This window comes from Pseudomonas protegens, from assembly GCF_003363755.1.
In the GTDB taxonomy this organism is placed as follows: domain Bacteria; phylum Pseudomonadota; class Gammaproteobacteria; order Pseudomonadales; family Pseudomonadaceae; genus Aquipseudomonas; species Aquipseudomonas danubii.
The window spans coordinates 6,319,219-6,341,354 of record NZ_CP031396.1; the positions used below are offsets into that span (position 1 = coordinate 6,319,219).

The following is a 22,136-nucleotide window of genomic DNA, read 5'->3' on the forward strand; positions in this document are numbered from 1 at the left end:
CTGCAACAGCGGCCGGTACAGCACAAGGTCACGGCATGGATCACTACGCCCCTCGCAACTGGCAGCCCCACGAAAAGCCCAGCTTGCCCGGTTCCCCCTCGACACCGCTGCACCCCGGCCACAAGCGCCTGGCCTATGCCCTGGTGGGCTTGCTGGTGGCGATTACCGGCGGCCTGGGCAACTCGCTGGTGATCGCCAATCTGCCGTACCTGCAAGGGGCGCTGGGGGCGACCACCGCGGAAATGGCCTGGTTGCCGGCGGCCTATGTGATGACCAATGTGTCGATGAACCTGCTGCTGGTGAAGTTTCGCCAGCAGTTCGGCCTGCGTGCCTTCACCGAAGTGTTCCTGGTGCTTTATGCCCTGGTGACCTTCGGCCACCTGTTCGTCAACGACCTGAGCTCGGCCATCGCCGTGCGCGCGGCCCATGGCATGGTCGGCGCGGCGCTGAGCTCCCTGGGCCTGTACTACATGGTCCAGGCCTTCCCGGCGAAATGGCGGCTCAAGGCCCTGGTGCTGGGGCTGGGTACTTCGCAGCTGGCCTTGCCCCTGGCCCGGCTGTTTTCCGAGGACCTGCTGCAGATCGCCGAATGGCGCGGCCTGTACCTGTTCGAACTGGGCCTGGCGCTGACCTCCCTGGGCTGCGTGTTCCTGCTCAAGCTGCCGCCGGGGGACCGCTTTCGCACCTTCGAGAAACTCGACTTCCTGACCTTCGCCTTGCTCGCCACAGGCGTTGCCCTGCTGTGTGCGGTGCTGTCCCTGGGGCGCATCGACTGGTGGCTGGAAGCGCCGTGGATCGGCTACGCCAGCGCCGGCTCCATCGTGCTGATCCTGGCCGGGCTGTGCATCGAACATAACCGCAGCAACCCGATGCTGATGACCCGCTGGCTGGGCAGCGGGGCGATGATCCGCCTGGCCCTGGCGGTGATCCTGATTCGCATGGTGCTGTCGGAACAGTCCACCGGCGCCGTGGGGTTTCTCCAGGCGCTGAACATGAGCAGCGAGCAGATGCGCCTGCTCTACGGGGTGATGCTGCTGGGCAGCATCGCCGGGCTGGCCACCAGCGCGCTGACCATCAACCCGGCGCACCTGTTGATGCCGCTGGTCATTTCCCTGGCGCTGATGGCCGTGGGCTCGGTGATGGACAGTTTCTCCAGCAACCTCACGCGCCCGGCCAACATGTACCTCAGCCAGTTCCTCCTGGCCTTTGGCGGCACCTTCTTTCTCGGCCCGACCATGGTCCTGGGCACCCGCAATGTGCTGACCAACCCGCGCAATCTGGTCAGCTTCTCGGTGCTGTTCGGCATCTGCCAGAACCTCGGCGGGCTGATCGGCTCGGCCTTGCTCGGGACCTTCCAGATCGTGCGCGAGAAGTACCACTCCAGCCATATCGTCGAGCAGTTGACCCTGCTCGATCCCCAGGTCCTGGCCCGGGTGCAGAGCGGCGCGGCGGCCTACGGCAAGGTCATCGCCGACCCGGACCTGCGCACCCTGCAAGGCATTCGCAGCCTGGCCAGTGCGGCCACCCGCGAAGCCAACGTGCTGGCCTATAACGATGTATTCATGCTGATCGCGGTGATTGCCGTACTCACCATGCTCTGGATATTCATCCGCAGCCTGTGGCTGATGAGCACGACCCGAGCGGTCGCGCCCGCGGCTCCCGTTCAACAAAGTGGTGCCCCAACTTCATGAGCGAAACCGTCAACCCCACCACCAATGCCATCGCCTCGACTCCCGAGCCCAACGGCCCGCCGAGTCTTCCGGCGACCGAGCCGCGCCCGCTGGCGGTGCGCATCCTCTCGTCCCTGGGCTTTGCCGCCATCGCCATCGTCGGTGTGCTGATCGTGCTCTATGCCTGGCAACTGCCGCCGTTCTCCAGCGCCATCGAAAGCACCGAGAACGCCCTGGTGCGCGGGCAGGTGACCATCATCGGCCCGCAGCTCAGCGGCTATGTGTTCGAGGTGCCGGTGCAGGACTTCCAGCAGGTCAAGGCCGGCGACCTGCTGGTGCGCCTCGACGACCGCATCTATCGCCAGCGCCTGGACCAGTCCCTGGCGCAACTGGCGGTGCAGAAGGCGGCCCTGGCCAATGCCCTGCAGCAACGCAACAGCGCCGAAGCCACGATCAAGCTGCGCCAGGCCGCTCTGGTCGACAGCCAGGCCCAGGCGCGCAAGAGCGCGGCCGACCTGCAACGCAACCAGGCGCTGATTGCCGACGGTTCGGTGTCCCAGCGTGAGCTGGACGTGACCCGCGCGGCCAACGCCCAGACCGTCGCCGCCGTGGCCCAGGCCCAGGCGCAACTGGACATCGCCCGCCAGGACCTGCAGACGGTGATCGTCAACCGCGGCTCCCTGGAAGCGGCGGTGGCCAGCGCCGAAGCCGCGGTGGAGCTGGCGCGCATCGACCTGTCCAACACCCGCATCCTCGCGCCCCGCGACGGGCAACTGGGGCAGATCGGCGTGCGCCTGGGGGCTTATGTCAACTCCGGCGCCCAGCTCATGGCCCTGGTGCCGAACCAGCTGTGGGTGATGGCCAACATGAAGGAAACCCAGATGGACAATGTGCGGGTCGGGCAGCCGGTGAGTTTTACCGTGGACGCCCTGAACCACCGCACATTCAGCGGCAAGGTGCAGCGGATTTCACCGGCTACCGGTTCCGAATTCGCCTTGTTGCAGGCCGACAACGCCACCGGCAACTTCGTCAAGATTGCCCAGCGCGTCCCGGTGCGGATCAGCGTCGACCCGGATCAGCCGGAGTTGGAGCGGTTGCGGCCAGGGTTATCGGTGGTGGTCAGCATCGACACCTCCGTCACGCCTTGAACCCTCTCGCCGCGGATCCTCTGTAGCCGCTGCCGCAGGCTGCGACCGGCTGCGCAGCAGACGCCAAGGATGGCGCTCCACCGCGATGCTCCAGACCAGGAGGGGGAGGCCTTGAGATCGCTGAAGGTCCTGCGGACCTTTTCGCCGCCTGCGGCAGCGGCTACAGAGGCGCGGTGCGCGGGAGGCTATGCCGCCTGCATCGGCGGCAAGGTGCCCAGTAACGAAACGGCGGCCACCGCCGCCACACCCAGCAGCCACTCCACCTGCACGCTGCTGCGCAGGCTCGACAGGCGCTGGTCGCAGCCGCGGATGCGCAGGCGGTTGAACAGCGCCAGCCCGAGCATGCCCGCCACCAGCAGCACCTTGATCAGCAGGATCAGGGCAAAGCCGCTGAACAATGGCGTCGGCCACCACTGTCCGGTGAGCACCCGCACGTTGATCAGGCCGGTGATCAGCAAGCCGCTGACCAGCCCGTAACCCACGCCGCTGAAGCGCTTCAACAAGGGCTCGACAGACAGCCCCGCGGGTTGGCGCAACACCAGCAACAACACCAGCAAGCCCCCCAACCAGATGGCGACACAACTTAGATGCACGATCTGATTGAGGATCAGCAACTGCCCCTGCAGCCCATCGAGCATGGCGCCGTGACCCACCGGAGCCAGGGTGGCCAGGAGCAGGGCACCGAGCCCCAGTTGCAGCGGCAGGCGCCGGCCCAGCGGCGTCAGCAGCAGCCCCAGCAACAACAGATTGAGCAGCAGGTGCCAGGTCCAGACCTGACCGAAGAAGGTCTTGCCCAGCACCAATTGCACGGTTGCCGGGTCCAGCGCCGCCGACCAGGAGCCGGCCATGCTGGCGGTGATCAGCAACAGCCAGCACAGGCCGCTGCAAAGGCCGATCAGCGTCAGCCAGCGGCTGAGCCGATCGAGCTGTCGATGCACGGCGCCATGACCGTTCTGTGCTGAATCACGGCCCAGCAACAGCGGGCGAAACACCCAGGCACCCACCAGGATCAGCACCACCGCAAAGTGCACGAAGCGGCACAGCACCAGCCATGACGCCACGGCTTACGGGCTCACCTTGAAGCTGTAGCTGCCTTCGCTCTTGTGGGTGTCCACCGACACCGCGTGCCACTCCACCTTGTACTCGCCAGCGCGCAGCGGCGCGGCGGCCGGGGTGACCACCAGGGTCTTCTTGTCCGCACCTTCGGTGGCCAGGCTTTTCACTGCGAGGGGGGCACCGTCCTTGCTGATCGTCACTTGAGTGAAGGCCGCTTCCACGCCTTCGCTGAACATCAGGCGCAGTTCGTTGGGCGCAACCACGCTGCTGTCGGCCGCCGGGTTCGAGCTTTTCAGATGGGCGTGGGCGAATACCGAGGAGGCGCCCAGCAGCGAGGCGAGCAGGGCGGTGGTGGTGAAGAGGTTTTTCAGTGACATGAGAGGGTTACCTTTATATAGAGGGCAGGGGCTCAACGATCGCGCAACTGCATGTGGATGATCGGAAACGGCCGGCCTTCGCCATCGGTTTCCGAGCGGCCGCAGTCGACGAAGCCGTAGTGACGATAGAAACCGTGGGCCTGTGGGTTCTGTTCATTGACGTCGACCTTGAGGCCGGGACGGCGAACGTGATCCAGAAGCGTTCGACCGATGCCCTGGCCGCGTTGGGCCGGTTCGATGAACAGCATCTGTACGGTGTTGTCGCTGGTGGCGATAAAGCCTGCGGGGCTGGCGTCGGGGTTTTCGAAGACCCAGGTCTCAAGGGCCGGCAGGTAGCTGTCGCGGACCAGCGGGTACAGGCGCTGGATGTCGTCTTCAGCAATGAAGTCATGGGTGGCGCGTACCGAACGCTCCCAGAGCGCGGTCAGCAGGGCGTCGTCCGCAGCGACGCGAGGGCGAATCGTCATGAGTGTGTTCCATCAGTAACAGGACAGATGGCCGGCGGTGGGGCAGGGCCGGCATTCGGGCAGAGACCTGTATGCCCGTGTCGCGAGTTAACGCCTGGACGGAGCACCGCAGTGGCTGCTGCAAATGAGCGGGAGGCCGATCCTACTCAATCCGGCCGGGCGGCGAAAGACCCATCGGCGGCGCGCAATGTCGCGGCCCTGACAGCCCCCGCAAGACCCGGGCGAATGCTAGTCTTGCCGCAGACTGTTTTCGTAGGAGCCCTCATGGGCAATCACAAGATCGAGATTCGTCGCAGCAACGTGGAAAAGATCCTCCTGGCGGCTGAGAAAATCTTCGCTGAAAAAGGCTATGCCGGGACCGCCATGGCCGACATCGCCGAAGAAGTGCAACTGCCGCGTTCCAACCTGCACTACTACTTCAGCACCAAGAACGAGCTGTACAGCGCCGTGCTCATGGACCTGCTGGACCTGTGGAAGCAGGACGCCCTGTGCTTCGAGATGTTCGACGACCCGCGCGTGGTGCTCAGCAGCTACATCCGCGCCAAGATGCAGCACTCGCGCAGCCGGCCCTATGGCTCCAAGGTTTGGGCCAACGAAATCATCCATGGCGCGCCGACCCTGGGCGCGGCGCTGGATGCCAGCCTGTACGACTGGGCGAAGATGAAGGAAGCCAAGATCCGCCAATGGGTCGAGGCTGGACGAATCATGCCCGTGGAACCGTCGAGCCTGCTGTACATGATCTGGGCCTCGACCCAGCATTACGCCGACTTCGACCACCAGGTGATGATCCTCAACGACCACCAGCCGCTGTCGGACCTGCAATTCGAACGCGCGGTGCAGACTGTCACCAGCGTCATCCTGCGCGGCATCGGCCTGGAGCCCTGAGCAACATGCGAAGTTGTAATCCCTGTTGACCTCAATAACGCCGCGAGCGTACCGCTCGTTCGCAGCCTGCGGCAGCGGCTACACGACCCCCCCGACCCTCCGCAATTCCTGTAGCCGCTGCCGAGCCTGCGAGGCTGCGAAAAGGCCCGCAGGGCCTTGCTTGGCGATCTCCCGCCACTCCTCTGTTGGCCTCACGAGCACCGCGAGCGTAGCGCTCGTTCGCAGCCTGCGGCAGCGGCTACAAGTGGTGCGGTGTTACACGGCTTCGCGGTAGGGGTTGCGCGGGTCGTGCTGCCAGTCGAGGAAGGGTTTGCCGGTGTCCTGGGGCACCATTTCGATGCAGTCCTGCACCGGGCAGGTGATCTGGCACAGGTTGCAGCCCACGCATTCGTCGTCGATCACTTGATAGGTGTGGGTGCCGTCGGCCTGGCGGATGCTGGCAATTGCCTGGTGCGAAGTGTCTTCGCAGGCAATATGGCAACGGCCGCAACCGATGCACGCCTCCTGGTCAATTTTTGCGATCACCTGATAGTTGATGTCCAGGTACTTCCAGTCGGTGGTGTTGCCCACCGCGCGCCCGGAGAAGTCCTGCAGGCTGTGGTAGCCCTGGCTGTCCATCCACCGCGACAGGCCGTCCTTCATCTCGTCGACGATGCGAAAGCCATGCAGCATCGCCGCCGTACACACCTGCACCGCGCCGCAGCCCAGGGCCACGAACTCCGCCGCATCGCGCCAGCTGCCGATGCCGCCAATGCCGCAGATCGGCAGGCCGCGGGTCTGCGGGTCACGGGCAATCTCGGCCACCATGTTCAGGGCAATCGGCTTGACCGCCGAGCCGCAGTAGCCGCCGTGGGTGCTCTGGTTGCCCACCATCGGGTGGGCCACCATGCGCTCCAGGTCGACGCTGGTGATGGAGTTGATGGTGTTGATCAACGACACCGCATCGGCGCCGCCGCGGTGGGCGGCGCGGGCGGCCATGCGGATGTCGGTGATGTTGGGCGTCAGCTTGACGATCACCGGCAGCGAGCAGTAGGTCTTGCACCAGCGGGTCACCTGCTCGACGTACTCCGGCACCTGGCCCACCGCCGCGCCCATGCCGCGTTCCGGCATGCCGTGGGGGCAGCCGAAGTTCAGCTCGATGCCGTCGGCGCCGGTGGCTTCCACCAGGGGCAGGATGGCTTTCCAGGATTCCTCGACGCAGGGCACCATCAGCGACACGATCAAGGCGCGATCCGGCCAGTCCTTCTTCACCTGGGTGATTTCCTTGAGGTTGATTTCCAGGGAACGGTCGGTGATCAGCTCGATGTTGTTGATGCCCATGACCTCGCGGTTCGGTCCGAAATGCGCGGAATAACGGGACGAGACGTTGACCGCCGCCGGGTCCTCGCCCAGGGTTTTCCAGACCACGCCGCCCCAGCCGGCCTCGAAGGCACGGACCACGTTGTAGGCCTTGTCGGTGGGCGGTGCGGAGGCCAGCCAGAACGGGTTGGGGGCCTTGATACCGGCGAAGACAATCGATAGATCGGCCATTTACGCAGCCTCCACATTGAGCATGAGTTGGGCATGCATGGCTTCTGCGGCCAGCTTGCCGTGTTGTACCGCCTGCACCGTCAGGTCCTGGCCGAGGCTGACGCAATCGCCGCCGGCGTAGACCCCGGGAATGCTGGTGCGCAGCTGTTCGTCCACCTGGATACGTTCCCCACAACGCTGCAGTTCCCGCGCCAGTGGATCGGCCAGGGCACCGCCGTCGAACGACTGGCCGATGGCCTTGAAGATCGCGTCGGCCGCCAACTCGAAGGTTTCCCCGGTGTGTTGCAAACGGCCTTCTTGCATGTGGGTGCGGGCGAAGCGCATGCCGCGCACCCGGCCCTGATCATCCAGCAGCACCTGTTGCGGTGCGGCCCAGGTCAGCAGGCGCACCTGATTGGCCTTGGCGATCTCCTGCTCGTGCCCGGTGGCGCCCATGTCCTCGACGCCCCGGCGGTACACCAGGTTGACGTCCCGGGCGCCGAGGCGGGCCATTTGCACCGCCATGTCGATGGCGGTGTTGCCGGCGCCGAGGACGATGCAGCGGTCGGCCAGGGGCAGTTGGCCGAGGTCGTCGGCCTGACGCAGTTCGCGGATGTAGTCGGTGGCGGCCAGCAGCCCGGGGGCGTCTTCATGCTCCAGCCCCAGCTGCTTGCTGGCGGCCAGCCCGAGGCCGAGGAACACCGCATCGAACTCCTGATGCAGTTGGCTCAGGCTCAGGTTGTCGCCGAGTTTGTGCCCGTGGCGGATCTCGATGCCGCCAATCCCCAGCAGGAACTCCAGCTCCTGCTGAGCGAAGTCGTCCACCAGCTTGTACTTGGCGATCCCGTATTCGTTGAGGCCACCGGCTTTTTCCCGGGCTTCGAAAATCACCACGTCGTGGCCGTGCAGGGCGCTGCGGTGGGCGCAGGACAAACCCGCCGGGCCGGCGCCGACCACGGCGATGCGCTTGCCGGTGGGGGCGGCGCGCTGGAACGGGTGTTCGGTGAAGTGCGCATTGTCCAGGGCATAGCGTTGCAGCAGGCCGATCAGCACCGGCGCACACTCTTGGGCGTTGTTGCGCACGCAGGCCTGCTGGCAGAGGATTTCGGTGGGGCAGACCCGGGCGCAACTGCCGCCGAGGATATTGGCCGAGAGAATCTTCTGCGCCGCGCCCTGGACGTTGTCGGTATGGATATTGCGGATGAACGAAGGAATGTCGATCTCGCTGGGGCAGGCGTTGACGCAGGGCGCGTCGTAGCAATACAGGCAGCGCGAGGCTTCCAGATGGGCCTGGCGGGCGTTGAGTGGTGGCGCCAGATCGCTGAAATGGCCGGCCAGGGTGGCGCCGTCCAGGGTCGGGTGGGGCAAGTGGTTCAAGGTCTTGATCACGGTTTTGGCCTCACGGTTTTTCATCTGCCTCTGACGGGCATGGGTGTTCACGAAACTGCTAGCTGTCCTGTCGTCCTGCCGTCCTGCCGTCCTGCTGTCCTGTAGCCGCTGCCGAGCCTGCGAGGCTGCGAAAAGGCCCGCAGGGCCTTGCCTGGCGATCTCTTGCCAACCCTCTGCTGGCCTCAAGAACGCCGCGAGCGTACCGCTCGTTCGCAGCCTGCGGCAGCGGCTACACGAAGCCCCGATCCCCGCAATCCCTGTAGCCGCTGCCGAGCCTGCGAGGCTGCGAAAAGGCCCGCAGGGCCTTGCTTGACGGTCTCCCGCCAACCCTCTGCTGGCCGCAAGAACGCCGCGAGCGTATCGCTCGTTCGCAGCCTGCGGCAGCGGCTACACGAAGCCCCGATTCCCGCAATCCCTGTAGCCGCTGCCGAGCCTGCGAGGCTGCGAAAAGGCCCGCAGGGCCTTGCTTGGCGGTCTTTTGCCAACCCTCTATTGGCCGCAAGAACGCCGCGAGCGTGCCGCTCGTTCGCAGCCTGCGGCAGCGGCTACACAGAGCGTGACAGAGCGTGGATTGCATTGGGGCATTCCGGGGTCAGCGTTTGACGGCGGTCGGTTTGTGCCGCTCGGCGCGCTTGCTCAACAGGTCGAACACCGCCGGGTAGGCCGGGCGTTCGATGTAGCGCCCGGCGCCGCGTTCGGCTCGCAGGTCGCCGTCGGCCCACACCAGCTTGCCCTGGCTGATGGTGTGGCTGGGCACGCCGCGCACGGTCTTGCCTTCAAAGATGTTGAAGTCCACCTGCTGGTGGTGGGTCTTGGCGGAGATGGTCCGCGTGCCTTGCGGGTCCCAGAGCACCAGGTCGGCATCGGCGCCGACGCGGATCGCGCCCTTGCGCGGGTAGAGGTTGAAGATCTTCGCGGTGTGGGTGGAGGTCAGGGCCACAAACTCCTGCATCGACAGGCGTCCGCTGTTGACCCCTTCATCCCAGAGCACGGCCATGCGGTCCTCGATGCCGGCGGTGCCGTTGGGGATCTTGCTGAAGTCGTCGCGGCCGGCGGCTTTCTGCTCGGCGCAGAAACAGCAGTGGTCGGTGGCGGTGGTGTGCAGGTTGCCCGATTGCAGGCCGTGCCACAGCGCTTCCTGGTGGCCACGAGGGCGGAAGGGTGGGCTCATCACGTAACCGGCGGCGGTCTGCCAGTCCGGGTCGCGGTACACGCTGTCGTCCAGCAGCAGGTGGCCGGCCAGCACTTCACCGTAGACCGGTTGGCCCTTGCTGCGGGCGTAGGTGATTTCGTCCAGCGCCTCTTTGGTCGAGACGTGCACCAGGTACAGCGGCGTGCCCAGGGTTTCGGCGATACGGATCGCCCGGCTGGCGGCCTCGCCTTCCACTTGCGAGGGCCGTGACAGCGGGTGGGCTTCCGGCCCGGTGATGCCCTGGGCCAGCAGCTTGCGTTGCAGGTGGTACACCAGCTCGCCGTTTTCCGCGTGTACCGTGGGCACCGCCCCCAGCTCCAGGCAGCGCTCGAAGCTGGCCACCAGGGTGTCGTCGGCGGCCATGATGGCATTCTTGTAGGCCATGAAGTGCTTGAAGCTGTTGATGCCGTGATGCTGCACCAGCTCGGCCATTTCCTCGCGCACCTGTTCGCTCCACCAGGTGATGGCCACGTGGAAGCCGTAGTCGCTGGCGGATTTCTCGGCCCAGCCGCGCCACTGGTGGAAGGCCTCCAGCAGCGACTGCTGGGGGTTGGGAATCACGAAGTCGATGATCGAGGTGGTGCCCCCCGCCAGGCCCGCCGCGGTGCCGCTGAAGAAGTCTTCGCTGGCCACGGTGCCCATGAAGGGCAGTTGCATGTGGGTGTGGGGATCGATGCCGCCGGGCATCAAGTACTGGCCGCTGCCGTCGAGCACTTCACAGCCGGCGGGAATATCCAGATTGTTGCCGATGGCGCGAATTAGACCGCCGGCGCAGAGTACATCGGCTTTGTAACTTTCATCATGGGTAATAACGGTGGCGCCACGGATCAACAGAGACATTCCGAGTTCCTCGCAGGCATGACCGACTGGTGCCGGTTCTAACTTTTTTATTGAACGCGCTGACAACTTAATAATCCTGTCAGCGGTGTCAGGATTAGAAGCTAGCCGGAGTTCAAAGAAACAGCAAGAATATTTTATATAAGCTTATATTCGATTTAACTTATTGAAAAATAACGATAAATAATACAAATCCGCAAAATGGTGCGGCTCATCACCATTTTGACGCACTTGACAGGATCGAAAAATAGTCGAGATTTCCTATGTCAAATCAGCTGCTTGAGGAGTCGTGAGAAAGACTAATCGATAACTTGGAAAATTAACGTGCACTGCTTTGGGTCCTGACCAAACGGACAACTTGCCAAACACCCGGCCTGAGTGAGTTGGCAACTAACCGAGGGCTGCAAAGTTGGTTGAATAAAACTGAGTGGTATCAGTTGTTTACATGGATTTCGCACACTGTGCAGTAGCGAGTTCGGCCTTAGTTGGCATCTTTATTGAGTGCCGCCGCAGATCGCTGGCCAGGAGGGCGGAAGTCGTCAGTTCTCCGGCCATCGTCCGGCGCGCTGTTCCTGAGTGCGCCGGCCTGATGAGCAAAATAATCAGAACAACAGTGGAGCGGCCATGCAACAGATCAGATCCCAGGTGACCGAGCGCGAAGGCTTGTACGAGCTGGACGCCGGCAGCGACGTACTCGACAGCCCCCGTTACAACCACGACATCGCACCGACCAAGGTCCAGGAGCGCACCTGGAACAAATGGCACATCACCGCACTGTGGATCGGCATGTCGATCTGCGTGCCCACCTACACCCTGGGCGGGGTGCTCACCGCCTACTTCGGCCTCAGCGTCGGCGAGGCGCTGCTGGCGATCCTCCTGGCCAACATCGTGGTGCTGATTCCCCTGACCCTCAACGCCTTTGCCGGCACCAAGTACGGCATTCCCTTCCCGGTGCTGCTGCGCTCGTCGTTCGGCATCATCGGCTCCAACGTGCCGTGCCTGATCCGCGCCCTGGTGGCCTGCGGCTGGTTCGGCATCCAGACGATGTTCGGCGGGTTGGCGATCCACCTGTTCCTGGGCTCGATCTTCGAGGGCTGGAAGGCCCTGGGCGGCACCGGCGAGGTGATCGGCTTCATGATCTTCTGGACCCTCAACCTGTGGGTGGTGCTGCGCGGCGCCGAGTCGATCAAGTGGCTGGAAACATTGTCTGCGCCGCTGCTGGTGGCGGTGGGCATCGGCCTGCTGGTGTGGGCCTTGCCCAGCGTGTCGCTGACTGAGTTGCTGGCAATCGCGCCCAAGCGTCCCGAGGGCGCCAGCGTCACCGGTTACTTCATGGCCGGGCTCACGGCGATGGTCGGCTTCTGGGCCACCTTGTCGCTGAACATTCCCGACTTCAGCCGCTACGCGAAGAGCCAGAAGGACCAGATCCTCGGGCAGATCTTCGGCCTGCCGCTGACCATGTTCCTGTTCGCCGCCCTGGGGGTGGTGATGACCGCCGCCTCGGTGAAGCTGGTGGGCGTGACCGTATCCGATCCGGTGAGCCTGATCGGTCATATCCAGAGCCCGGGCTGGGTGGCCCTGGCCATGGCGCTGATCATCATCGCCACCTTGTCCACCAACACCGCGGCCAACATCGTCTCGCCCACCAACGACTTCCAGAACCTGGCGCCCAAGCTGATCGGCCGCACCACCGCGGTGATCCTCACCGGTCTGGTGGGGCTGGCGCTGATGGGCCACGAACTGCTGAAAAAGCTCGGCCTGCTGATTTCCGACGTCAGCCTGGAGACGGTGTATTCCAACTGGCTGCTGGGCTACTCCAGCCTGCTGGGGCCGATCGCCGGGATCATGGTGGTGGACTATTTCCTGATCAAGAAACAGCGCCTGGACCTGGCCGGCCTGTACCGCGACGACGTCTACCCGGCATGGAACTGGCACGGTTTCATCGCCTTCGGCGTACCGGTGGCCCTGACCCTGATGTCCCTGGGCAGCAGCGCCTTCAACTGGTTCTACAGCTACGGCTGGTTTACCGGTTCGGCCCTGGGCGGGTTGATCTACTACGGCCTGTGCACCTGGCGCAGCACCCAGGTGGCGACCGCCAAGACCCCAACATGAACACCCAGCCAGCGCTCACGTGCTCACCACATACGCGCGGTTTTTTGTAGGCGCTGGCTTGCCAGCGAAGACGTCGGCACGGGCGACGCACATCTTGCGCGGCCTTTCGCCGGCAAGCGCAACACCGCCCGGCCTGCTCCTACCGATTGTTGCTAGGCCGTTATCCCGGGTGATTGCGTCATGCATCCCCCGACAAAATCAGAAGAAATGCCTGAGGAGATCACCATGAACGCTGCCGTCGAGGTTCTGCAATCCAGCCATCAGCACATCAACCGCGACCGCCTGTGGCAGTCGCTCATGCAACTGGCCCAGCTCGGCGCCACGGTCAAGGGCGGGGTCTGCCGTCTGGCCCTGACCGACCTCGACCGCCAGGCCCGCGACCTGTTCGTGAAGTGGTGCGAGGAGGCCGGTTGCACGGTCACGGTGGACGGCATCGGCAACATCTTCGCCCGCCGCCCCGGGCGCAATCCGCAGCTGCCACCGGTGATGACCGGCAGCCATATCGACACCCAGCCCACCGGCGGCAAGTTCGACGGCTGCTTTGGCGTGCTGGCCGGGGTGGAAGTGCTGCGCACCCTCAATGACCTCAAGCTGGAGACCGAGGCGCCCCTGGAAGTGGTGGTGTGGACCAACGAAGAAGGCTCGCGCTTCCCGCCGTGCATGATGGGCTCCGGGGTGTTCGCCGAGAAATTCACCCTGCAAGACACCCTGGCCAAGACCGACGCCGAGGGCGTCAGCGTCGGCGAGGCGCTGAACGCCATCGGCTATGCCGGTACGCGCCCGGTCAGCGGGCACCCGGTGGGCGCCTATTTCGAGGCGCACATCGAGCAAGGCCCGATCCTGGAAGACGAGCGCAAGACCATCGGTGTGGTGCTGGGCGCCCTCGGCCAGAAGTGGTTCGACCTCAAGCTGCGAGGGGTCGAAGCCCACGCCGGCCCGACCCCCATGCACCTGCGCAAGGACGCCCTGGTGGGCGCTGCCGCGGTGGTGGCGGCGGTCAACCGTGCCGCCCTGGGGCACCAGCCCCACGCCTGCGGCACCGTCGGCTGCCTGCAAGCCTACCCGGGCTCGCGCAACGTGATTCCGGGGGAGGTGCGCATGACCCTGGACTTCCGCCACCTGGAGCCGGAGCGCCTGGATTCGATGATTGCCGAGGTGCGCCAGGTGATCGACAACACCTGCGAAGAGCACGGCCTGAGCTTCGAACTGACCCCCACCGCGGACTTCCCGCCGCTGTACTTCGACCCGGTGTGTGTCGACGCCGTGCGCGGAGCCGCGCAGGGCTTGGGGTTGTCCCACATGGACATCGTCAGTGGCGCCGGGCACGACGCGATCTTCGTCGCCGAGCTGGGCCCGGCGGGGATGATCTTCGTGCCCTGCGAAGGCGGCATCAGCCACAACGAAATCGAAAACGCCGACCCCGACGACCTGGCCGCGGGTTGCGCCGTGTTGCTGCGGGCCATGCTCGCCGCCTCCCAATCCATCGCCCAGCGCCAACCTTAGGAGTCGGCCTGCCGGCGAAGGGGCCCGCCAGAGGTGGGCCGCCGACACCTTCGCCGGCAAGGCGCATCGTCAGGTGCTCGGCTGGCGTACACTGGCGAACTTTTCGCACGGGATGTCGACTATGCACAGGATGGCGCTCTGTTTGGCCCTGGCTCTGAGCCTGGGTGGCTGTATCGATTACAAATGGGGCCACGACTGGAAGGCCGACAGCCTCGGCGGTTGGCAGGACGCCAGCAAGGGAAGCTATGACCAGGGCACCTCGTTCAAGCTGGCCTGCGGCCCCGAGCCGCTGTATGTGAAGCTGACCTCCGCGCCGTCCCACCACCTGATGTCGCTGCTGTTCATTCCCCTGGTCCCGGCGGCCACCGGCGATGACAACCATCTGAGCATCAACGCCCGCCACCCCAGCCTCTCGGCCTGTTCGGCGGCGCAGAACCCCCTGGTGATCAAACTGGACAACCGGGTGATCAGCCATATCGGCTACGCGGCAGGTGACCAGGCGGGCAGTTGCGAGCTGCGGCTGGACGAGCGCGAGTTGCAGGGCGAGCGGGTGTCGATCGAGGTCAATCAGGCCGTGCTGCCTTGCGCCGTGGCACCGCTGACCTTGAAGAAAAACGGCTTCTTCTGCCTGCGCAAAACCGAGTTCGGCGGTTCCAAGCCTTGTGACCGTTAGGGGTGGTCGGTCGCACGAACCTAAGCTAATTCCTAAAAAGTATTTATTTTCGATTTATTAGATCGATTAGCTTTTAGCGACTGTCCTGTCTCCGAGAAGGTTCGCCCCCATGCGCCTGCCCTTTGCTTTGCGTCGTAGCTTGTCGATTACCGCCCTGGCCGGTCTGGCGCTGGGCATGGCCCTCAATGCCCAGGCCGATACCGACCTGCGCATCGGCTACCAGAAATCCTCGACCCTGCTGGCGCTGCTCAAGGCCCAGGGCACCCTGGAAAAACAACTGGCGGGGCAGGGCGTCAACATCACCTGGCACGAGTTCACCAGTGGCCTGCCGCTGGCGGAGTCGCTGAACGTGGGCAACGTCGACATCAGTGCCGATGTCGCCGACACGGTGCCGGTCTTCGCCCAGGCCGCCGGGGCCCAACTGACCTATTTCGCCACTGAAACCCCATCCCCCGCGGCTCAGTCCATCGTCATCCCCAAGGATTCGCCGCTCAAATCCCTGGCCGACCTCAAGGGCAAGCGCATTGCCGTGACCAAGGCCGCCGGCAGCCATTACCTGCTGATCGCCGCCTTGCGCGAAGCGGGTTTGAGCTTCGCTGATATCCAGCCGGTGTACCTGACCCCGGCCGATGGCCGCGCGGCCCTGGAAACCGCCAAGGTCGATGCCTGGGTCACCTGGGAGCCCTTCGTCGCCAGCGCCCAGCGCCAGCAGGGCGCGCGAGTGCTGCACGACGGCCAGGGGCTGGCCAGTTATCGCCGCTATTACCTGGCCTCCAATGACTACGCCAAGGCCCATCCCGAGGTGCTGAACCAGGTATTCGCCGAGTTGCAGAAGACCGGCGCCTGGGTCAAGGCGCACCCGAGCGAGGCGGCCAAACTGCTGGGCCCGTTGTGGGGCAACCTGGACGTGCCGACGGTAGAGCTGGCCAACAGCCGCCGCACCTACCAGGTGGAAGCGGTCAAGCCCGATGCCTTGGGCGAGCAGCAGAAAATCGCCGATGCCTTCTACCAGGAAAAACTCTTGCCCAAGCCGGTGGATGCCCGGGCCGTGCAGTTGTGGAGCCCCAAGAAGTTGTGATCGCTGGTTAGATTGCCTTCGCTGGCAAGCCAGCTCCTACATGCACCACGCGATGCCGTTGTAGGAGCCGGCTTGCCGGCGAACAGGTCCCCCCCTTTTTTCTTGTTCACCGCCGGTTACGCCATCCCGCGCCCGGCGTCAGGAGTTCCCGTGTCTGCCGTTCACCCCCAAGAGGCTTTCGCCGTCTCAGCCTCAGCCGCCACGCCACCGAGCCCCGCCGACGTGGTGCTGGAGTTGCGCAACCTGACCAAGCACTACACCCGCCGCCGTGGCCAGAGCGCGCCGCCAGCGGTGCAGCAGGTCAGTCTGCAGGTGCGCCGTGGCGAAGTGCTGTGCCTGATGGGCACCTCCGGCAGCGGCAAGTCCACCTTGCTGCGGCATATCAACCGGCTGATCGAGCCCAGCAGTGGCGAGGTGCTGATCGACGGTTCGGCCATCAGCCAACTCTCGGCCCAGGAACTGCGTACCCTGCGTTCCCGGCGCATCGGCATGGTCTTCCAGCACTTCGGCCTGCTGCCCCATCGCAGCGTGCGCGACAACGTCGCCTTGCCCCTGGAACTGCGCGGCGAGCCCGAGGCCCTGCGTCACGCCGCAGCGGATGTGCAACTGCAGGCCATGGGCCTGGACGGCTGGGGCGAGCACTATCCCCATGAGCTGTCCGGCGGCATGCAGCAGCGGGTCGGGCTGGCCCGGGCGCTGGTCAGCGAGCCGGACATCCTGCTGATGGACGAACCCTTCAGCGCCCTGGACCCGACCATTCGCCGCGACCTGCAAAGCCACTTTCTGCGGGTGGTGCGCGAGCGCGGCATCACCACCTTGCTGGTGACCCACGACCCGGCCGAAGCCCTGCGCCTGGCGGACCGCATTGCCGTATTGCGCCACGGCCAGCTGATTCAACTGGGCACCCCCGCCGAACTGCTGGAGCAGCCGGCGGATGCCGAAGTGGCGGACTTCTTCCAGGAGCACGGTGCCCGCAGCGCTGCGCCTGCGGTGGCGGCGATTGCCCCGCACCCGCGCGCGACGACCCCGGCTCCGGCCCCGGTCAGCCCCGGGCTGTCCCTGGCCCAGGCCCTGCTGCTGGGGCCCGCGGCCCTGGCCGCCAGCGGTCGCGGTAGCCTGTACTGGCTGGGCTTTGCCCTGGAGCTGGGCGCCGCCGCAGCCTTGGGGCAGGGGCTGGCCACGGCCCGTTTCGCCTGGGTCGCCTTGGCGCTCATCGGCTTGCTGTCCAGCCGCCTGTTGAGTGTGACCCTGGCCCGCCGTCCCAGCCGCCTGGGCCGCTCCGACTGGCGCCTGCCGTGGCTGGTGTTGCTGCTGTCCCAGACCCTGGTGCTGTGGCGGGTACTGGCCGCCGATGCCTCGGGCCCCTGGCTGCAGTTTCCCGCCGACCGCCAAGTGCTGCTGGGCACCGCGGCGGCCATCGACCAGTTGATCGGCTGGTCCCAGGTCACCTTTGAAAGCAGCTTTGTCGGCGTGATAGTCGCCGTGCGCACGGTGATCGAAAGCATCGAAAGCCTGCTGGGCTGGCTGCCCTGGCCGGTGCCGGCCCTGGCCCTGGTGCTGCTGGCCTGGCGCAGCGCCGGCGCCGCCCTGGCCCTGACCAGCGCCGCGGCCTTGCTCTACATCGGCCTGTTCGGCTTCTGGGAACGGACCATCGCCACCCTGGCCCTGGTGGGTTCCTCGGTGCTGATCTCGCTGTTGATCGGCGTGCCCGCCGGCATCCTCCTGGCCAAGCGCGCCCTGGCCCGGCGCCTGATCACTCCCTTGCTGGACGTGATGCAGACCCTGCCGACCTTCGTGTACCTGATCCCGGCGGTGGCGTTCTTCTCGGTGGGCAAGACCCCGGCGGTGATCGCCACGGTGATCTTCGCCCTGGCGCCGATGATCCGCCTCACCGCCCTGGGGATTCAGGAAGTGCCCAAGACCGCCGTCGAAGCGGCCCTGGCCCACGGCGCCACGCCGTGGCAGATCCTGACCAAGGTCGAGCTGCCCCTGGCCGCGGGTTCCTTGCTGCTGGGGATCAACCAGACCCTGGTGATGAGCCTGTCGATGGTGGTGGTGGCGGCGCTGATCGGCGCCGGTGGCCTGGGCTACGACGTGATGACCGCGCTGCGCAACATCAAGGGCGGCGAGGGCATGTTGGCCGGCGCCGCGATCGTGTTCTGCGCGCTGATTCCCGATCGAATCATTCAAGCGACCCTGCGCCAGCGGGATCGCACATTGCATCAATCATGAGGTGTCCCTTGAACAAGTCGTTTACCCGTACCCTTGGCGCCGCCGCGCTGTTGTTGGGTCTGTCCCTGCCGGTGCTGGCCAAGGACAAGATCGTCATTGGCGAACAGAACTGGACCGGCGCCATCGCCATCCAGAACATCCTCGGCGAAGTGATCAAGAGCCGCCTCGACGGCGACGTTTCCTACCTCGCCGGTGACGTACCGGTGCTGTTTGCTGCTGCCGCCAAGGGCGACGGCTCGGTGGACGTGCTGACCGACATCTGGCTGCCCAACCAGTCCGCCGCCTGGGCCAAGTACGTCACCGGCGGCACCCGCTCCCTGGTGCCCAACAAGCAGCCGTACCTGGGGGTGCAAGGCTTCTACATTCCCGGCTACCTGCAAGATAAATACGGCGTGAAGTCGGTCTACGACCTGCAAAAGCCCGAAGTGGCGAAACTCTTCGAACCCCTGGGCGGCGGCAAGGCCCAACTGCTGGTGGGCCCGGCGGGCTGGGAGTCGACCTACATCGGCCAGATCAAGGCCAAGGATTTTGGCTTTGCCGATAAATTCGAATCGGTGTCCACCGAAGCCTCGGTGACCTACGCCAAGCTCGCCGCCGCCTACAAGGCCCAGCGCGGCGTGGTGTTCTACGCCTACACCCCGGACTGGATCTTCTCCGCCTTCGACCTGCGGCGCCTGGATGAACCGGCGTTCGACGGCTACGCCCAGGACAACAAGAAGGGCGACCCGCTGTACAAGGCCGACGGCTGCTGGAAATTCATCAGCCCCACGGTGGACGCCGACTGGCTGAGCAAGAGCAAGATCACCTGCGCCTACCCGGATGCCCGGGTGTATGTCCTGGCGTCGAGCGCTTTGCAAAAACGCGCACCACGGATCGCCGCGTTCCTGGAGAACTTCAGCATCGAACCCCAGGCCTTGAACGACCTGATCCTCAAGATCGAAAAGGAACAGCAACCGGCGGCGCAGGCGGCCAAGGAATGGGTCGCCGCGCACCCGCAGATCGTTGATGGCTGGCTGGGCGCCAGCGGCGAAAAAGTGGGAGTGGCGCAATGAGTGGGGCGCCGGTGAACAGCCTCGAACAAGCGACCTTTGGCGCCGGTTGCTTCTGGGGCGCGGAAGCCGCGTTCCGGGCGCTGCCGGGTGTCATCGACAGCCGCGTGGGCTACGCCTTGGAAGCGGCGGATGAAGCCTTGCAAATTGAAGTGGTGCAGGTGGATTTCGATCCGCAGGTGCTGGCGTATTCGACCCTGATCGAACACTTCTGGGGCCTGCACGATCCCACCTCGGTGGATCGCCAGGGCGAACATGGCGGGGTGAAATATCGCTCGGCGATTTTCCACACCAACGCTGTGCAGGCCGAACAGGCGAGGGCGGCCAAGACCGCCCTGCAAGACTCCGGACGCTTCAACAAACCCGTGGCCACGGTGATCGTGCCCCTGGGCCGCTTCGAACTGGCGGATGAAGCGCACCAGCGTTACCTGGAGAAGAATGGCCTGAGCAGTTGCCATATCTAGAAGCCGCAAGCCGCAAGCCGCAAGCTACAAGCTTGGAGCTTGGAGTCTTAGTTGCTGCCTGCTCTTCGTGGCGAGGGAGCTTGCTCCCGCTGGGCTGCGCAGCGGCCCCAAACCCTGATGACGCGGTGCATCAGGATGTATGGGGTTGAGGCCCAATCGGGAGCAAGCTCCCTCGCCACAGGTCCGCGAATAGGGTTGCTACGCGACCCGCCACTGAATCACTTCCAACACCGCGCAGCCTTCTCGTGTCAGCAGGTGCACGCCACGGGTGATGCGGGTCAGGTCGCAATCGCTGATGTCTTTCAGCCCCAGGGTGGAGAGGCTGTCCATCAGGTCGCGGACCACGGTGAAACGGTGAGCGGCGCTGCTGGCCAGGTCGCTCAAGGGGGCTTGGGTGTCGAGGTAGAACACCGGGTGTTCGCTGTCGTGGGTGTCGATGGGGGTGAAGCGAGGGAGGTGATGGTCAGTCATAGCTGCGGCTCCTTTTTCAGAGCAGTCACCTTTTTCGCCGATTGGGAGGAGTAGGGCGGTAGTACGCGGAAAGACTGGCCGGAGACAGGACAGCAGTGCACCAGAAGGTGTCCCGCGCATCACCGTCATGTCCCTTGATCACTGGCGCAAAAAGCGACTGCAATGATGGTTTGATAGTCGATGCGTTCCTATATTCGACCGGCCAAGGTCGCTCGCGGATTGTGTTGCGAGTGGGGACTACAGGAGCGACGTCATAGCGCTGCAACAGGGTGGTTGGGGAGATGTTTGAGCGCTTGTTTCGTGGTGTTGGTGGCTGGTTTTGCTGGGGGGCATATCCGTTGCTGCGGGTGTAGCGGCTGGCGGTTTTGTCTTTGTGGCGAGGTTGACGGGGTACATATTCGTTGCTGCGGTCATGGCCACTTAGGGTTTCGCCCTTACGGCGAGTCCCTTTTGTCAAACGCCGGAGTGCCGGCCCAGCAAAAAGGAACCAAAAGGGCTTGCCCCTCCATACGGCCCCTCGCTGGGGCTCGGGGTTCCCTCGCTTCGGCATGGATGCCGAGTTGCCCCCTATGCAACGCCTACGCTCGGCCTGCTGGGAAGGGGCCGGAAGATCAAGATCAAGATCAAAAGCCAAAGCCAAGGTGCGCAGGCCGGCTCCTTGTAGCCGCTGCCGAAGGCTGCGAACGAGCGCTCGCGCTCGCAAAACCAGGCGGCGCGATAGGTCAGGAATATCGGGGAGGCAGGTTTAGCGTCTCCTGCGGAGCCGGTCGCAGCCTGCGGCAGCGGCTACATGTAATGCGAACGGCGATGAAACAGGCCGGCCGGCAGGCCGCCGTCAGATTTTGATCTTGCTCTGGTTTTTGATCTTGATCTGAACGCCCCGTTAACCACGATGGCCGAACGTAGGCATTGAGCCGTGGGTAACCCGGCAGGACGCCGGGTTAGCCGCCACCCGGCCAGGGATGGCCGGTGGCGGCGGCCCACGGATCAATGCCGGAGTGAGGGCATGCCGAGCCTAGGCGAGGCACCGAGTGGAGGGGCAAAGCCCTTTGGTTACTTTGGGGCCCCAAAGTGACTCGCTGTAAGAGCGAAACCGCCAGTGGCCGTGACCGCAGCAACGGATATGTACCCAGAACTCGCGGTAAGGGCGAGTGACTTTGGCAAAGCCGGAATGCCGGTCCAGCTCAAAATGACCAAAGGGTTCCTGCCCCTGCATCCGGTGCCTCGCTCCGGCCTCCTGAAGGGAGAGCAAAACCAAAGCCTGAACCCTCACCCTTTCAATCAAAACCCTCAAACGCCCTGCAAGACCCTCAACGCGGCCTGAGCCAAAAAGCCCGATCGGCTTTTCTGTTCCGGATGATGTTTCACATATTCATCAATTCGATTCAGCAAATAGCCCGGCAGCGTGATGTTGAGTTTTTCCGCCTTGCCCATGTAGCGAGTGATGTCGATATCAATCACGGCCCAAGTGCAGCCTTGATACTGGGGATTGGCGGCGTGGAGGGTCACTGTGCGTGCTGTGGGAATGGCTGCTCCTTCTTCGGCCAGTAATTCCAGGTGGCCTTCGATGGCTTCGCGGGCCATGGCCATGGCGTCGTCGAGGTCGTCGCCGGCGGAGAAGCAGCCAGGAATATCGGGTACTTCCACACCCCAGGCGTGTTGGTCGTCACCGGGGAGAATGGCAATGGGATAGAGCATGGACTGATCCTCCTTCGGACCTGGGAGCCTTGAGCCTGGGTGGTTAGAGCCGGGCTTGTTTCAATATGCTGCTTACCGTTTTGGCCAGTAGATCTTTTTTGGGATGGGGAATGGTGACCAGGCCTGGCTTGGTTGGGTGTTTGAAGTGGTGGTGACTGCCCTTGACCCTGACCAGATACCAACCATCTGCTTCGATCTGGGCGATGAGTTGCCGGATGTTCACATCACTTTCAACTCCCTGTCGTGGTGGTGGGTATGATGACTACTTTTTCCCGCTCAACACGATCAGCAACGGTTGGCGACTCATAGGGCGAGGCGGCAAACCT

19 protein-coding genes are annotated in these 22,136 nt (G+C 64.5%); 10 read left to right on the forward strand and 9 right to left on the reverse strand.

Going from position 1 to position 22,136, the window contains the following annotated elements; translation table 11 throughout:
• Positions 1–35 precede the first annotated feature (35 nt).
• Both DWF74_RS28755 and DWF74_RS28760 read left to right on the forward strand, forming a co-directional pair.
• The gene (locus DWF74_RS28755; RefSeq protein ID WP_110653438.1) at positions 36–1,691 is read left to right on the forward strand and encodes an MFS transporter; all 1,656 of its coding nucleotides are present in this window, start codon (positions 36–38) and stop codon (positions 1,689–1,691) included.
• Positions 1,688–2,818, forward strand: a complete 1,131-nt coding sequence (locus DWF74_RS28760) for an HlyD family secretion protein (RefSeq protein WP_115582244.1) — start codon at positions 1,688–1,690, stop codon at positions 2,816–2,818. The genes DWF74_RS28755 and DWF74_RS28760 overlap by 4 nt, the downstream gene beginning before the upstream one ends.
• A 185-nt stretch (positions 2,819–3,003) precedes the next feature.
• Here the strand turns inward: DWF74_RS28760 and copD are convergent, their stop codons facing one another.
• The 3 genes from copD to DWF74_RS28775 are packed head-to-tail and all read right to left on the reverse strand — an operon-like array spanning position 3,004 to position 4,718.
• Positions 3,004–3,879 carry a copper homeostasis membrane protein CopD gene (copD, locus tag DWF74_RS28765; protein WP_115582245.1) on the reverse strand — a complete coding sequence of 292 codons (876 nt, stop codon included), beginning with the start codon at positions 3,877–3,879 and terminating at the stop codon, positions 3,004–3,006.
• Positions 3,880–3,882: 3 nt separating this feature from the next.
• Positions 3,883–4,251 (reverse strand): copper homeostasis periplasmic binding protein CopC, encoded by a 369-nt coding sequence (gene copC, locus DWF74_RS28770; RefSeq protein WP_115582246.1) that lies wholly within the window; start codon positions 4,249–4,251, stop codon positions 3,883–3,885.
• Positions 4,252–4,283: 32 nt separating this feature from the next.
• The gene (locus DWF74_RS28775; RefSeq protein ID WP_060838856.1) at positions 4,284–4,718 is read right to left on the reverse strand and encodes a GNAT family N-acetyltransferase; all 435 of its coding nucleotides are present in this window, start codon (positions 4,716–4,718) and stop codon (positions 4,284–4,286) included.
• A 264-nt stretch (positions 4,719–4,982) separates the two neighbouring features.
• Here DWF74_RS28775 and DWF74_RS28780 point away from each other — a divergent pair, with 264 nt between their 5' ends.
• Positions 4,983–5,603: a TetR/AcrR family transcriptional regulator gene (locus tag DWF74_RS28780; protein WP_102864410.1), complete on the forward strand. Its 621-nt coding sequence runs from the start codon at positions 4,983–4,985 to the stop codon at positions 5,601–5,603.
• 255 nt (positions 5,604–5,858) lie between these two features.
• On the opposite strand, the gene preA is transcribed toward DWF74_RS28780, so the two are convergent.
• The 3 genes from preA to hydA form a co-directional block, all read right to left on the reverse strand.
• Complete coding sequence (preA, locus tag DWF74_RS28785) at positions 5,859–7,133, reverse strand: NAD-dependent dihydropyrimidine dehydrogenase subunit PreA (RefSeq protein WP_102864411.1); 1,275 nt, start codon at positions 7,131–7,133, stop codon at positions 5,859–5,861.
• Entirely contained in the window at positions 7,134–8,501 is a 1,368-nt protein-coding gene (locus DWF74_RS28790; RefSeq protein ID WP_115582502.1) for an NAD(P)-dependent oxidoreductase, read from the reverse strand.
• A 592-nt stretch (positions 8,502–9,093) separates the two neighbouring features.
• Positions 9,094–10,533, reverse strand: coding sequence for a dihydropyrimidinase (hydA, locus tag DWF74_RS28800; RefSeq protein WP_115582248.1), 1,440 nt, complete (start codon positions 10,531–10,533; stop codon positions 9,094–9,096).
• Between the two features lie 621 nt (positions 10,534–11,154).
• On the opposite strand from hydA, the gene DWF74_RS28805 reads away from it, so the two are divergent.
• From DWF74_RS28805 to msrA, 7 genes are all read left to right on the forward strand, one after another.
• The gene (locus tag DWF74_RS28805; protein ID WP_115582249.1) at positions 11,155–12,642 is read left to right on the forward strand and encodes an NCS1 family nucleobase:cation symporter-1; all 1,488 of its coding nucleotides are present in this window, start codon (positions 11,155–11,157) and stop codon (positions 12,640–12,642) included.
• 225 nt (positions 12,643–12,867) lie between these two features.
• Positions 12,868–14,145: a Zn-dependent hydrolase gene (locus DWF74_RS28810; RefSeq protein WP_115582250.1), complete on the forward strand. Its 1,278-nt coding sequence runs from the start codon at positions 12,868–12,870 to the stop codon at positions 14,143–14,145.
• A gap of 142 nt (positions 14,146–14,287) precedes the next feature.
• Positions 14,288–14,818, forward strand: a complete 531-nt coding sequence (locus DWF74_RS28815) for a hypothetical protein (RefSeq protein WP_232642401.1) — start codon at positions 14,288–14,290, stop codon at positions 14,816–14,818.
• A 109-nt stretch (positions 14,819–14,927) separates the two neighbouring features.
• Entirely contained in the window at positions 14,928–15,896 is a 969-nt protein-coding gene (locus tag DWF74_RS28820) for an aliphatic sulfonate ABC transporter substrate-binding protein (RefSeq protein ID WP_060838862.1), read from the forward strand.
• 150 nt (positions 15,897–16,046) lie between these two features.
• On the forward strand, positions 16,047–18,128 hold the full coding sequence (locus DWF74_RS28825; RefSeq protein ID WP_115582251.1) for an ATP-binding cassette domain-containing protein: 2,082 nt from the start codon (positions 16,047–16,049) through the stop codon (positions 18,126–18,128).
• Positions 18,125–19,180, forward strand: coding sequence for a glycine betaine ABC transporter substrate-binding protein (locus DWF74_RS28830; protein WP_041117702.1), 1,056 nt, complete (start codon positions 18,125–18,127; stop codon positions 19,178–19,180). The genes DWF74_RS28825 and DWF74_RS28830 overlap by 4 nt, the downstream gene beginning before the upstream one ends.
• Complete coding sequence (msrA, locus tag DWF74_RS28835) at positions 19,177–19,641, forward strand: peptide-methionine (S)-S-oxide reductase MsrA (protein ID WP_430757462.1); 465 nt, start codon at positions 19,177–19,179, stop codon at positions 19,639–19,641. Before DWF74_RS28830 ends, msrA begins: the two co-directional genes overlap by 4 nt.
• Positions 19,642–19,839: 198 nt before the next feature.
• Here msrA and DWF74_RS28840 read toward each other — a convergent pair whose 3' ends face one another.
• The 3 genes from DWF74_RS28840 to DWF74_RS28855 all read right to left on the reverse strand — a co-directional run bounded on the left by DWF74_RS28840 (position 19,840) and on the right by DWF74_RS28855 (position 22,033).
• Entirely contained in the window at positions 19,840–20,112 is a 273-nt protein-coding gene (locus DWF74_RS28840; protein WP_102864417.1) for a hypothetical protein, read from the reverse strand.
• Positions 20,113–21,402: 1,290 nt separating this feature from the next.
• Complete coding sequence (locus DWF74_RS28850; RefSeq protein ID WP_102864418.1) at positions 21,403–21,810, reverse strand: type II toxin-antitoxin system HicB family antitoxin; 408 nt, start codon at positions 21,808–21,810, stop codon at positions 21,403–21,405.
• A 43-nt stretch (positions 21,811–21,853) separates the two neighbouring features.
• Positions 21,854–22,033: a type II toxin-antitoxin system HicA family toxin gene (locus DWF74_RS28855; protein ID WP_108543126.1), complete on the reverse strand. Its 180-nt coding sequence runs from the start codon at positions 22,031–22,033 to the stop codon at positions 21,854–21,856.
• Positions 22,034–22,136: the final 103 nt, after the last annotated feature.

Bases quoted from the DNA above. Each gene is read 5' to 3' on its own strand.
- DWF74_RS28780 (WP_102864410.1), top strand. From the start codon at position 4,983: ATGGGCAATCACAAGATCGAGATTCGTCGCAGCAACGTGGAAAAGATC.
- DWF74_RS28805 (WP_115582249.1), top strand. From the start codon at position 11,155: ATGCAACAGATCAGATCCCAGGTGACCGAGCGCGAAGGCTTGTACGAG.
- DWF74_RS28830 (WP_041117702.1), top strand. From the start codon at position 18,125: ATGAGGTGTCCCTTGAACAAGTCGTTTACCCGTACCCTTGGCGCCGCC.
- DWF74_RS28760 (WP_115582244.1), top strand. From the start codon at position 1,688: ATGAGCGAAACCGTCAACCCCACCACCAATGCCATCGCCTCGACTCCC.
- DWF74_RS28840 (WP_102864417.1), bottom strand. From the start codon at position 20,112: ATGACTGACCATCACCTCCCTCGCTTCACCCCCATCGACACCCACGAC.
- copC (WP_115582246.1), bottom strand. From the start codon at position 4,251: ATGTCACTGAAAAACCTCTTCACCACCACCGCCCTGCTCGCCTCGCTG.
- msrA (WP_430757462.1), top strand. From the start codon at position 19,177: ATGAGTGGGGCGCCGGTGAACAGCCTCGAACAAGCGACCTTTGGCGCC.
- DWF74_RS28775 (WP_060838856.1), bottom strand. From the start codon at position 4,718: ATGACGATTCGCCCTCGCGTCGCTGCGGACGACGCCCTGCTGACCGCG.
- DWF74_RS28755 (WP_110653438.1), top strand. From the start codon at position 36: ATGGATCACTACGCCCCTCGCAACTGGCAGCCCCACGAAAAGCCCAGC.
- hydA (WP_115582248.1), bottom strand. From the start codon at position 10,533: ATGTCTCTGTTGATCCGTGGCGCCACCGTTATTACCCATGATGAAAGT.
- preA (WP_102864411.1), bottom strand. From the start codon at position 7,133: ATGGCCGATCTATCGATTGTCTTCGCCGGTATCAAGGCCCCCAACCCG.
- DWF74_RS28850 (WP_102864418.1), bottom strand. From the start codon at position 21,810: ATGCTCTATCCCATTGCCATTCTCCCCGGTGACGACCAACACGCCTGG.
- DWF74_RS28820 (WP_060838862.1), top strand. From the start codon at position 14,928: ATGCGCCTGCCCTTTGCTTTGCGTCGTAGCTTGTCGATTACCGCCCTG.
- DWF74_RS28810 (WP_115582250.1), top strand. From the start codon at position 12,868: ATGAACGCTGCCGTCGAGGTTCTGCAATCCAGCCATCAGCACATCAAC.